This window comes from Nocardia sp. NPDC059764 (genome assembly GCF_042732555.1).
Taxonomy (GTDB): Bacteria; Actinomycetota; Actinomycetes; order Mycobacteriales; family Mycobacteriaceae; genus Nocardia.
Genome location: NZ_JBHWHH010000219.1, coordinates 1 through 10,717 on the forward strand (window position 1 = coordinate 1; position 10,717 = coordinate 10,717).

At 69.5% G+C, this 10,717-nt stretch carries 14 protein-coding genes; 7 read left to right on the forward strand and 7 right to left on the reverse strand.

Features of this window, described 5'->3' with window-relative positions; translation table 11 throughout:
- Both ACFV4K_RS31695 and ACFV4K_RS31700 read left to right on the forward strand, forming a co-directional pair.
- Positions 1-828 (forward strand): glycoside hydrolase domain-containing protein (locus ACFV4K_RS31695; protein WP_379279896.1); only part of this gene is annotated, 828 nt, incomplete at its 5' end.
- Positions 829-1,120: 292 nt separating this feature from the next.
- Positions 1,121-1,333: a hypothetical protein gene (locus ACFV4K_RS31700; RefSeq protein ID WP_379279897.1), complete on the forward strand. Its 213-nt coding sequence runs from the start codon at positions 1,121-1,123 to the stop codon at positions 1,331-1,333.
- Positions 1,334-1,445: 112 nt separating this feature from the next.
- On the opposite strand, the gene rpmF is transcribed toward ACFV4K_RS31700, so the two are convergent.
- The gene (gene rpmF, locus ACFV4K_RS31705; protein WP_357092303.1) at positions 1,446-1,619 is read right to left on the reverse strand and encodes a 50S ribosomal protein L32; all 174 of its coding nucleotides are present in this window, start codon (positions 1,617-1,619) and stop codon (positions 1,446-1,448) included.
- Complete coding sequence (gene mrf, locus ACFV4K_RS31710) at positions 1,619-2,914, reverse strand: ribosome hibernation factor-recruiting GTPase MRF (RefSeq protein ID WP_379279899.1); 1,296 nt, start codon at positions 2,912-2,914, stop codon at positions 1,619-1,621. Before mrf ends, rpmF begins: the two co-directional genes overlap by 1 nt.
- Before the next feature lie 111 nt (positions 2,915-3,025).
- Here mrf and rpmB point away from each other — a divergent pair, with 111 nt between their 5' ends.
- From rpmB to rpsR, 4 genes are read left to right on the forward strand one after another with little or no spacing between them, the layout of a single operon-like run.
- Positions 3,026-3,262 carry a 50S ribosomal protein L28 gene (rpmB, locus tag ACFV4K_RS31715; RefSeq protein ID WP_357092309.1) on the forward strand — a complete coding sequence of 79 codons (237 nt, stop codon included), beginning with the start codon at positions 3,026-3,028 and terminating at the stop codon, positions 3,260-3,262.
- Positions 3,263-3,272: 10 nt separating this feature from the next.
- Positions 3,273-3,443, forward strand: coding sequence for a 50S ribosomal protein L33 (gene rpmG / locus ACFV4K_RS31720; protein WP_379279901.1), 171 nt, complete (start codon positions 3,273-3,275; stop codon positions 3,441-3,443).
- 1 nt (position 3,444) lies between these two features.
- Positions 3,445-3,750: a 30S ribosomal protein S14 gene (rpsN, locus tag ACFV4K_RS31725; protein ID WP_379279903.1), complete on the forward strand. Its 306-nt coding sequence runs from the start codon at positions 3,445-3,447 to the stop codon at positions 3,748-3,750.
- A gap of 33 nt (positions 3,751-3,783) precedes the next feature.
- Complete coding sequence (gene rpsR, locus ACFV4K_RS31730; protein WP_379279905.1) at positions 3,784-4,038, forward strand: 30S ribosomal protein S18; 255 nt, start codon at positions 3,784-3,786, stop codon at positions 4,036-4,038.
- A 154-nt stretch (positions 4,039-4,192) separates the two neighbouring features.
- Here the strand turns inward: rpsR and ACFV4K_RS31735 are convergent, their stop codons facing one another.
- A complete protein-coding gene (locus tag ACFV4K_RS31735; protein WP_379279906.1) occupies positions 4,193-4,756 on the reverse strand; it encodes a LysM peptidoglycan-binding domain-containing protein in 564 nt (187 codons plus the stop codon).
- 217 nt (positions 4,757-4,973) lie between these two features.
- Here ACFV4K_RS31735 and ACFV4K_RS31740 point away from each other — a divergent pair, with 217 nt between their 5' ends.
- Positions 4,974-5,435: a hypothetical protein gene (locus tag ACFV4K_RS31740; protein ID WP_379279908.1), complete on the forward strand. Its 462-nt coding sequence runs from the start codon at positions 4,974-4,976 to the stop codon at positions 5,433-5,435.
- A gap of 93 nt (positions 5,436-5,528) precedes the next feature.
- Here ACFV4K_RS31740 and purH read toward each other — a convergent pair whose 3' ends face one another.
- The 4 genes from purH to ACFV4K_RS31760 all read right to left on the reverse strand — a co-directional run bounded on the left by purH (position 5,529) and on the right by ACFV4K_RS31760 (position 10,583).
- Positions 5,529-7,103 (reverse strand): bifunctional phosphoribosylaminoimidazolecarboxamide formyltransferase/IMP cyclohydrolase, encoded by a 1,575-nt coding sequence (purH, locus tag ACFV4K_RS31745; RefSeq protein WP_379279909.1) that lies wholly within the window; start codon positions 7,101-7,103, stop codon positions 5,529-5,531.
- The gene (gene purN, locus ACFV4K_RS31750) at positions 7,100-7,735 is read right to left on the reverse strand and encodes a phosphoribosylglycinamide formyltransferase (RefSeq protein WP_357092326.1); all 636 of its coding nucleotides are present in this window, start codon (positions 7,733-7,735) and stop codon (positions 7,100-7,102) included. The genes purH and purN overlap by 4 nt, the downstream gene beginning before the upstream one ends.
- Positions 7,736-7,838: 103 nt before the next feature.
- Positions 7,839-9,455 (reverse strand): DUF6350 family protein, encoded by a 1,617-nt coding sequence (locus tag ACFV4K_RS31755; RefSeq protein ID WP_379279910.1) that lies wholly within the window; start codon positions 9,453-9,455, stop codon positions 7,839-7,841.
- 117 nt (positions 9,456-9,572) lie between these two features.
- Positions 9,573-10,583, reverse strand: coding sequence for a DUF5336 domain-containing protein (locus ACFV4K_RS31760; protein WP_379279911.1), 1,011 nt, complete (start codon positions 10,581-10,583; stop codon positions 9,573-9,575).
- Positions 10,584-10,717 lie beyond the last annotated feature (134 nt).

The window sequence follows — 10,717 nt, forward strand, 5'->3', positions numbered from 1 at the left end:
CTGGACGGCTACGGCGCGGGCGTCACCGACGCGCGCGCCGCGCTGGCGCAGATGCTGCGCTGCGGCGGGCGGGCGGATCGGCCGATCTACTTCTCCGCGGATTTCGACGCCACCCCGCAGCAGCAGGTGCCGATCGACGCCTATCTGGACGGCGCGGCGAGCGTCCTGGGACGCTCGAATGTCGGTATCTACGGCGGGTATTGGCCGGTGAGCCGGGCACTGGACGCCGGGACGGCGACCTGGGCGTGGCAGACGGTGGCCTGGTCGGGCGGTCGGGTGGATCCGCGGATCGCGATCTACCAGAACGGCGAGCAGGTGATCGTCGACGGCGTGGAATGCGATGTGAACCAAACCGACCGAATCGATTTCGGCCAGTGGGATGTGGAAACGGAGGAACCCGACTTGACACCCGAACAGGACGCGGCATTGCACGACATCCAGATCCAGCTGCGCGGGCCCGGCCTCAACGGCTGGCCGCAGCTGGGCACCGATGCCCAGGGCCGCAACCGGACGGTGGTGGACGGGCTGGCGGCCGCGCTCACGCGGATCGACGAACTGCGCACCGAGATCAGCGAACTCGAAGCCACCACCGCCGAGTTGAAGGAGGAACTGGCGCGGGTGGCGGGCAAGGGACACTGGCCCTTCCCGTTCTCGCTCGTCGAGGGTCCGGCCACCGCGTTCGCCGATCAGCTGGCAAAGCTCGAGCAGTTGCTGCCGGATGTGCCCTTGCCGGGCTGGGGAACCGGACCGAACGGATATTCCGGTGATAAGGCCGCGAATGGATCGGCCTCGGCGAGTGCGGTGCCGAAAGCCGTATCCGACAGTTAGATTGGGCGAATTGTCGGATTCTCTCCGTCGGGGGAAGAACCCGAAACGGCCTCTGAAGTGGCGATGAGCGGGTTCTCCTGTAATCAGAAGAACCCGCCCTCAAGGCACGAGAATACCGTCACCAGGCCACGACTTCACAACTTTAGGAAGACTTTTTCACACCCTCGCGAAAAGTCCACCCGTGACCGGGCCTCCGCAACACCCGAGCAGATCACTGGTGGGACAGCAACTTCAACGCTATTGTCGGGCTCGTCCGTTCTCTTGTTCCAGTTCCAGACGTAAGGAGGCTCTCGTGGCCGTCAACGTGGTACTCGACAAGGCCTACGAATCCAAGTCTCTCGACGACATCCTGGCCGCGCCGCCGTCGGCGCTCGCCGGACTCACCGAGAAGCACGACGTCCAGCTGCTCGAGGCGCTCGGTGTGAAGACCATCGCCGAACTCGGCAAGAACAAGTACTTCCGTCTCGCCGCCACCCTGGTGGACCTGGCCGCGAAGGAGGGCTGACGGGCCCCCGGGAAACCCGGACCCGCAGCAGTGGGGAGGTTCGGGGGGCCAAGCCCCCGAACCCCCACGACCCGCGGTTTCCCTGAGACTCAGCGTTTCCCGGGACCGATGGTCAGAGTTTCCCGGGATCGATCAGTCCGCGTTCGACGGCTCGCAGCAGCCTCCGCGGCACCATGCGCACCACTCCCCCTACCGTGACCGGCACCAGATCCGGCGGGCTCGCCTTCCACTGCGAGCGGCGGCTGTGGGTGTTCGCGCGGGACATCCTGCGCTTCGGAACGGCCATTATCGGTTCTCCTCACCTGTTGTCGAAGTCTGATTGCGCACGCGCGCATCGTCGGGCCGGGTGTCGCACGGCTCCTCGTGCTGGTCGCCGAACGGGTCGGCCCACAGCGCGACCCGCTCCGGGGCGAACCGCACCTGACGCAGTTCGTCCTCGTCCACCAGCGCCCAGTGCAGCGCGTGCCGGATCTCCTCGGGATCGGCGTCGGCGACCAGGATCACCAGCGAGGTGTGGCGGTCGCCGAAGTGCTCGTGCCAGCGCAGCGACGCCAGCGCGCGGCGCTCCGGGTCCACCTCGTCCAGTTCGCGGGACGTCATGGCCGCCAGCCACTTTCCGGCGCCGCCGACCCGCAGCCCACCGCCCGCCGATTCCAGCCACACCACCTCGTCGGGCTGCGTCGCCAGCCACGCCCGGCCGCGCGCGCTCACCACACCGTCCAGTAGCACGTCGATGGCCGTATGCAGTCGATCGGGATGAAAGGGCCGGTCGGTGGCGAATTCGACCAGTGCCACACCGCAATCCGGCTCCAGCGGAGGCGCACCGGCGAGCAACGAGGCGTGCGGATCGAAGGGTGCGCCCCGGCGCGCGTCGACCGGTACCCGGCGCAGCAGCCAGGTCAGATCGTCGACATCCAGCGCGGCGGGCTCGGCCACCCACCCGATCGGCGCCCGCGGGACCAGCCTGGCCAGCACCGCGCTCGTGCGCTCGCGGTCCACCAGATCGGCTCCGGAATCGAAAACCAGGAGGGCATCGGCGAATTCGGCCTGCCCGACGGCCAGCTGGGCCACGGTGCGCTCGTCCTCGACGGTGGCGTGGCCGCGCTCGGCGAGCGTCTCGTCGCCGGTCGCGTCCGCCAGCCAGTCGCGCGCGTCGATGCAGGTCAGCACGGAATCGATCCGCACGGAGCGGCCGGCCGGTCCGTCGACGCGACCGACCACACCGGTGACCACCACGTCATCGATGGCCTGGCACACCGCTTCGGCCTCGAAGGCCGGGTCCAGCGCGAGGACGATGCGCCGCACCGAATCCCGTTCGGCCAGCTGGCACAGGTAGGGCAGCAGATCGGCGCGCAGTGTGCAGGAGACGCAGCCGTGTGCGAGTTCCAGCACGGCGACGGTCTCGCGGCCGTCGACGCGGACGATCCGGCGCACGACACCCTGGCGCAGCTCGCTCAGATCGTGCCGCACCACGACGGTGCCCGGCTTCTCGCCCAGCAGGCGGGCCGCCCGTTCGACGCCGTCGGCCGCGCGTCCGGGGAGTCCCGCGAGGACGAGCACAGGCTTGCGTTGGGACGCCACCGGTCCCCCTTTCGACAATGATTTTCAATTACCGAGGAGTGACGGTACCGTGGAATACGCTCGTTGTCGAAAACGGTTGTCATAACCATTGAACTCTGGAAGGGAGTGCTCATGTCGGCCATCTGCCAGGTCACCGGCCGCAAGCCGGGCTTCGGCAAGTCCGTGTCGCACTCGCACAAGCGGACGAACCGGCGCTGGGACCCCAATATCCAGCGCAAGACCTACTACCTGCCCAGCGAGGACCGGCGCATCACGCTGACCGTCTCCGCCAAGGGCATCAAGACCATCGACCGCGACGGCATCGAGGCGGTCGTCGCCCGGCTGCGCGCGAGCGGCCAGAAGATCTGAGAGGGAGAAGATGGCATCGAAGTCGACCGATATCCGGCCCGTCATCAAACTGAAGTCCACGGCCGGGACCGGCTACACCTACGTCACTCGCAAGAACCGGCGCAACGACCCCGATCGCATGATCCTCAGGAAGTACGACCCGGTCGTCCGCAAGCACGTCGACTTCCGCGAGGACCGGTGACATGGCGAAGAAGTCCAAGATCGCCAAGAACGAGCACCGCAAACTGATCGTGGAACGCTGGGCCGAACGTCGCGCGGAACTGAAGGAGATCATCCGCAAACCGACCACCGACCACGCCGACCGGGTGGCCGCACAGACCGCCTTACAGAAACTGCCGCGCGATGCCAGTCCGGTACGATTGCGCAATCGGGACGCCGCGGACGGACGCCCGCGTGGCCATCTCCGCAAGTTCGGCCTCTCGCGCGTGCGCGTTCGCGCGATGGCCCATCGAGGAGAGCTGCCCGGTGTGCACAAATCGAGCTGGTAAGCATCCACGATTCGTGAGTGAGGAACCGCTGACATGGCACTGAAGCGAGCACCGTCGAAGAAGATGCGGGCCGAGCAAGCCCGCCGCCCGAAGAAGAACCCCCTCATCGCGGCCGGCGTCGAGACCGTCGACTACAAGGACGTGAACCTGCTCCGCACGTTCATCTCCGACCGCGGCAAGATCCGCAGCCGCCGCGTCACGGGACTGACCCCGCAGCAGCAGCGCCAGGTGGCGGTGGCCGTGAAGAACGCGCGCGAAATGGCCTTGCTGCCATTCACGAGCCGGTAGCTCGCGACCCCCGCGGGGCGAAAGCCCAAGAGTTGAAACAACTCTCGGCGCTCTCAGGGGCATTCGCCCCTGAAACCCCAACAGCGCGAACAAGGCCCCCGGGTGCATCCGCACTCGGGGGCCTCTTTTCACGTATGTCGTGGCAGCGCCGCGATTACGGGATGGTCAGCACCTGGCCGGGCTGAATCAGGTCCGGGTTGTCGACACCGGAGGCGTTGGCGATCTCCTGGTAGCGGTTGCCGTCGCCGTAGAAGCGCTCGGCGATGGCCCACAGGGTGTCACCCGGCTCGACGGTGTAGGTCTGGGCGGCGGGCGGCGGGGGGACGTCCTCGACCGCGGCGGCCTGGGCCTGGGCCTGGACCGGCTCCGGAGCGGGGAGCGGGTTGTCGGTGTTGGTGCCCGACGACCACAGCGAGCCGCCGTCGGAGCCGTACAGCACGACATTGCGGTCGGCCTGCACGACCAGGCGGTCCGCGCTCTTGCCATTGGTCTCGGTGGACCAGGCGGCGCCGTCCTCCTTGTAGAGGACGAAGTTGCCGTCATCCTGCAGGATCGCCTTCACGACGCCCTGACCGTTGGTGCCGGAAGCCCATTCGACCTTGCCGCTCGGGTCGGACAGCACCAGGTTGCCATCATCTTGCAGGGTCAGGGTGTACGCGCCGCCTTGCAGCGACTGACCACGACCGAGTTCTTCGCCAACCTTCAACGAGTCGCCCACGGTGCGTCCTTTCGGGAGGGGGGAACATGAGATAAGACGATGTCGCGGAACTGCATTCGCACATCTGGGGACGACAGTACCGACTCCGCCCCCGTCACCGCATCGTTACGCGCCGGTTCTGCGAAGATTTCGGCGTGTCTTCGCCAGAAATTCGCCGACTGGGCTTACACGGCGCTCCGGACCGGTCCTACGGTCGCGGGACATTAGGGTGTCAGCCATGTACGGGACACGGGCACGCCGCCTGATCGCTGCCGCCGCAGCCACTCTCATCGGGATCGGCCTCACCGCCTGCGGGAGCTCCGGCGACAGCGGCGGCACCACCTCCAGCAGCACCGGCGCGACCACCACCGCCGCCACGCCCACCGAAGCCACGAACGGACAGACCGGACGTGAGTTCACCGCCGACCCGACTATCGTGAGCCCGCACGGCATTCCGTTCGACAGCTGGACCCGCGTCGCCCCCGACAAGATCGCCGTCAACTTCCAGACCGGGTCCCCCGAGTGCTACGGCGTGGACGCCAGCGTCAAGGAGACCTCGTCCACCGTCACCGTGGACCTGCGCTCGGGCACCCGCGCCGACGCGGTCGGCAGGATGTGCACCATGATCGCCGTCTTCGGCACCCTCGAGGTGCAGCTGAAATCGCCGCTCGGCGACCGGAAAGTATTGAGCGCCACGTAGATCCCGCAGACGCGACAGGGCCCGGACCGCATATGCGATCCGGGCCCTGTCCCGATCTCGTGGTACCGCTACCGCGTCACCGCAGACTCACGCTCAGTGCGCGAAGTGGCGAGACCCGGTGAGGTACAAGGTGACTCCGGCCTCACGGCACAGGTCGATGGTGTCCTTGTCGCGGATGGAACCGCCCGGGTGCACGATGGCGCGCACGCCCGCCGCCACCAGGATCTGCGGGCCGTCCGAGAACGGGAAGAACGCGTCGGACGCGGCCACCGAACCCTTGGCCCGCTCGCCCGCCCGCTCCACCGCCAGCTTGCAGGAGTCGACCCGGTTGACCTGACCCATGCCGACGCCCACGGCCGCGCCGTCGTCGGCCAGCAGGATGGCGTTGGACTTCACGGCACGGCAAGCGCGCCAAGCGAATTCGAGGTCACGCAGGGTGGCCTCGTCGGCCGCCTCGCCCGCCGCGAGGGTCCAGTTGGCGGCGCTGTCACCCTCGGCGTCGAGGATGTCGCGGTCCTGCAGCAGCACGCCGCCGCTGACCGGACGCAGCTCCGCGCCCTCGCGCTGGGCCGGATCGGCCACCAGCACGCGCACGTTCTTCTTGCGCGCCAGCACCTCCACCGCGCCGTCGGCGTAGGACGGGGCCACCACGACCTCGGTGAAGATCTCGGCGACCTGCTCGGCCATCTCGACCGAAACCTCACGGTTGGCCGCGATCACGCCGCCGTACGCCGAGACCGGGTCGGTGGCGTGCGCCTTGCGGTGCGCCTCGGCGATGTCCGCGCCGACCGCGATGCCGCACGGGTTGGCGTGCTTGATGACCGCCACGGCCGGGGCGTCGAAGTCGTAGGCGGCGCGCCAGGCGGCGTCCGCGTCGGTGTAGTTGTTGTACGACATCTCCTTGCCGTGCAACTGCTGCGCCTGCGCCAGCCCGCGCGGGCCGCCCTGGCTGGTGTACAGCGCGGCCGCCTGATGCGGGTTCTCGCCGTAGCGCAGCACGTCCTCGCGCTGCCAGGTGCCGCCGATCCACTCCGGGAACTGCTGCGCGGCAGCGGATTCCGGCGCCACCGCCGGAACCGCGACACTGGTCATCCAGCCGGCGACGGCCACATCGTAGGTGGCGGTGTGCTGGAAAGCCTTGGCGGCCAGGGCGGTCCGCTCGGCGAGGGTGAAACCACCCTGCGCCACGGCGGCGATCACCTCGGCGTAGTCACCGGTGTTGACGACCACCGCGACCGACGGGTGGTTCTTGGCGGCGGCGCGCACCATGGACGGACCGCCGATGTCGATCTGCTCCACGCACTCGTCGACACTCGCGCCCGAGGCCACGGTCTGGGTGAACGGGTACAGGTTCACCACGACGAGCTGGAAGGCCTCGACACCGAGCTCGACCAGCTGGTCGACGTGCTCTTCCTTGCGGGTGTCGGCCAGGATGCCGGCGTGCACGCGGGGGTGCAGCGTCTTGACCCGGCCGTCCAGGGTCTCCGGGAAACCGGTCAGGTCTTCGACTTTGGTGACCGGAATGCCGGCGTCGGCGATCTTGCCGGCGGTCGAACCGGTGGAGACCAGCTCCACGCCCGCCTGGTGCAGACCTTGGGCCAGGCCAATGAGGCCGGTCTTGTCGTAGACGCTTACGAGGGCCCGCTTGATCGGCTTGCGTTCACTCACCGGAGAACTCGCTCATCTGGGATAACTGCCTTTCGTCCATCGGAGACAATGCCTCGGGTAGCGACGGCGGCGACGGTCTCCGCCAGCAGCCGGCGCTCCACGACCTTGATGCGCTCGTGCAGGGTCGCCTCGTCGTCATCGGGCAGCACGGTGACCGCCTCCTGCGCCAGGATCGGCCCGGTGTCGACGCCCGAATCGACCAGGTGCACGGTCGAACCGGTCACCCGCACGCCGTAGGCGAGCGCGTCCCGCACCCCGTGCGCACCCGGGAACGCGGGCAGCAGCGCGGGATGGGTGTTGATGATGCGACCGCCGAAACGGTCCATGAAAGCCGGGCCCAGGATCTTCATGAAGCCCGCCGACACCACCAGATCGGGTGCGAAGGCGGCCACGATCTCGGTCAGTGCCCGATCCCATTCGGCGCGATCGGCGAACTCGCCCAGCGCGACCTTGAACGACGAGACGTCGAACGCCTCGGCGTGCTCCAGAGCGGCGCAGTCGCGATCCACGCCCACGGCGACCACCTGCGCCGGGTAGCCCGGCTGCCGGGTCGCTTCCAACAGGGAACGCAGCAGGGACCCGGTGCCGGAGGCGAGCACCACGACGGACGCGGGTGCGGTCGGCGGCAACATCGGGGCGGGCGTGGACGTCAGCGCACTACTCCCTGTCGATCGGGGCGGGGAAGGGACAGCGGGAAGCTATCCGCCGACCAACAGCCTAACGACCGTGCACCGGCTACTTGTCCGGCAGGTCTCCCTCTACCACTTCCGCGTCGACGATGTCGGGGTTGTCGGCGGATTTCACACCGGCGCCGGGCCTGTCGTCGTCCTGGTCGTCGACCAGTTCGGCGTCCAGAGCGCCGTCGAGATCCTCGTCGTCGTACCAGCCGCTCTCGGCGTGGTGGCCGGCGTCGGACGCGGCGGCGGGGGCGGGGGCCTCCTCGCCGAGTTCGTCGTCGTAGTCGTCGTACGCGTCGTCGTAGTCGTCGTCGGCATACTCGCCTTCGGCGTAGTCGTCGTCGGCGTAGTCGTCCTCGTACTCGTCGTCCGCGTACCGGTAGCCGTCATCCGCGTAGTCGTCGTACTCGCCGTCCGCGTACTCGTCGTTCGCGACGGCGGGCGCCGCGGCCGGGCCGCCGAACCAGCGCGCGCCGAGCAGGCCCACGTATCCGGCGACCGCGAACCACACGAACACCAGCACCGCGCTCAGCGCGGTCGGGCCGATCCGGCCGAAGGTCCCGAGCTCGCCACCGGCCAGCGCGCCCAACAGCGCCATGGCCACGGCCGCGACCCCGGCGGCGGTCAATGTCGCCCAGGGCGCGGTCGCCCGATCCCGGGAGGTGCGACCGCATTCCAGTCCCGACAGCACGCCGATCGCCGCGGGCGCCAGCAAGAGCACCAGCCACCACAGCGCCACCGGACCCGACGGCACCGCGGCCGCCACCGGCACCGCGGGCACCGGCGCGCCGTCGATCGCGAACAGGCTCAACGATCCCGGGCCGATCCCGACCTGCCCACCGACCAGCAGGCTCATCCCGTCGACCGCGAAATTCGGCAGGTAGGCCAGCGACAGCAGCGTCAAACCCACTGCGCCGGAGACGGTTCCGGCGGCGGCGTGATAGGTGTCGCCGATCCGGGACCAGTGCGCCAGGAACGACACCACGGTCAGCACGGCCGCGGCGGCCAGCAGCCGGCCCGCGGCCAGCGCACCCGCCCGGGCGCCGGGAACCACCCAGTCCGGCAGCGGAATCGGCAGCAGCTCCGCGAACTCGCGCCAGCGGCGCGACCCGATACCGGCCATGGCGGCCAGCAGGTTCAGCCAGGCCACCCAGGCGAACGCGGCCAGGGTGTCCGGCGGCTGCAACGGCACCAGGGCCGCCGCGTCCTCGGCCACCGCCAGGCAGACCGCGGTGATCAGCAGCGGACCGCCCACGGCCGCGCCCAGCACCCAGCCCAGATCACGGATCTCGCGGTCGGAGTCGGCGGCCTGGGCACTGTCGCGGGCCACCAGCCACACCATCAGGAGGGTCGGCAGCAGCGGCCACAGGCCGATCCCGGTCTTGCCGATGACCAGCGGAACCTGATGCACCGCAAGCCAGCTCGCGGCGATCGCCCCGGACGAGCCGCCCATGCCGCCGCCGGCCGCGAACAGCGTGGCGTACACCAGGATGAAGATGATCAGCAGCGTGATGGCCGAAGCCCGCGCCGCCACCAGCATCAGGACCCGCGCGAATTCCGGGGTGAGCGAACCGAATCCCCCGCCGTCGCCCCCGCCCCGCTGTGCCTGCGGCCGCCGCGGCGCCCGCAGGTCGGGGTCGCTCAGGCGAGCCAGGGCAGTTCTCGGGGCACTCATGGACAACCAGCGTGGCAGCATCTCGGAAACCGTAGGGTCAGGCGCGCCGGGGAGCGGCGCGCGGGCAAAGAGAACGGCCCCCGGTCGGATACCGGAGGCCGCACCTTTGACGCGGAACTACTTGTCGTCCTGGCCCGGACGGAAGGCGCGGGTGGCGTCCGCGGCCGGATCGGCCGCCTGCTCGCCACCGAACGGCTGCGCCGGGCGCTGCTGCTGCTGACCGCCGAAGTGCTGGGTCGCGTCCGCGCTGCCCGCGGGCTGCTGCGGCGCGCCGTAGGACGGCTGCTGGCCGAAGGACTGCTGCGGCTGCTGACCGTACCCGGGCTGCTGCTGACCGTAGGTCGGCTGCGAACCGGTGCCGTACCCCGCGGGCTGCTGACCGTACCCGGCCTGCTGGCCGTACGACGGCTGCTGACCGTAGGCGGGCTGGGCGGGCTGGCCGAACGACGGCTGCGGCTGCTGGCCGTAGCCGCCCTGCTGGCCGAACGACGGCTGCTGGTAGGACTGCGGACCGGTCTGGCTGAACGGCTGCTGCGGCTGCTGACCGTAACCACCCTGCGGCGCGGCCGGTTTCGGCTCCGGCGCCTTCACGATGCCGGCCTCGAACAGCAGCGCCAGCCCGGCCACCACGGCCTGCACGAACGACAGGAACAGGATCACCCAGCCGCCCCACTTCAGCGTCATGCTGTCGCCGAGGTTGAAGGAGCCGAACAGGATCCCCAGGAACGCGCCCAGCGAGGCCGCGGCCACCAGGCCGGTGTTGCCCGTCTGCTTGGGCAGCAGCGACAGCCCGGCCACCAGGCCCGCGATCAGCAGGATCGTCACCAGCGCCGCGGAGCCCGCGCTCTCGAACAGGCTGAAGGTGGTGTCACCGCCGACGCGGGTGTTGCCGATCTCGACGGCCTTGGTGCCGACGTAGGGCGCGAAGCCCAGCAGGAAGTTGAGGACGCCGAGCGCGGCGACGCCGACGGTCAGGAAGAAGGGCAGGCCCTTGCCCGCGCCGGGCGTGCCGCCCGCGACAGGCGCTGCACCCGAACCGGCCGCGGGAGCGCCCGCGCCGAATCCGGATCCGGAGGAAGGCGTCGGCTGGGGCGCGTTGTATCCCGAGCCCCCGGTCGGGTAAGCCATGTCGTCGTCTCCTATCGAGTCGTTCACGAACCTCCACCGACGCTACTGCACACAGCGGCCGGTGGCAGCATGTACCACCACCCGTGCCTCTACCGCAATAGCCGATTCGGCGGGGTACCCGACCGCTGTACCCG

Coding starts and splice junctions, on each gene's coding strand:
- ACFV4K_RS31755 (WP_379279910.1), bottom strand. CDS start 9,455: ATGAGTGCCCCGAGAACTGCCCTGGCTCGCCTGAGCGACCCCGACCTG.
- ACFV4K_RS31740 (WP_379279908.1), top strand. CDS start 4,974: ATGTACGGGACACGGGCACGCCGCCTGATCGCTGCCGCCGCAGCCACT.
- rpsN (WP_379279903.1), top strand. CDS start 3,445: ATGGCGAAGAAGTCCAAGATCGCCAAGAACGAGCACCGCAAACTGATC.
- rpsR (WP_379279905.1), top strand. CDS start 3,784: ATGGCACTGAAGCGAGCACCGTCGAAGAAGATGCGGGCCGAGCAAGCC.
- purN (WP_357092326.1), bottom strand. CDS start 7,735: ATGTTGCCGCCGACCGCACCCGCGTCCGTCGTGGTGCTCGCCTCCGGC.
- ACFV4K_RS31760 (WP_379279911.1), bottom strand. CDS start 10,583: ATGGCTTACCCGACCGGGGGCTCGGGATACAACGCGCCCCAGCCGACG.
- rpmG (WP_379279901.1), top strand. CDS start 3,273: ATGGCATCGAAGTCGACCGATATCCGGCCCGTCATCAAACTGAAGTCC.
- rpmB (WP_357092309.1), top strand. CDS start 3,026: ATGTCGGCCATCTGCCAGGTCACCGGCCGCAAGCCGGGCTTCGGCAAG.
- rpmF (WP_357092303.1), bottom strand. CDS start 1,619: ATGGCCGTTCCGAAGCGCAGGATGTCCCGCGCGAACACCCACAGCCGC.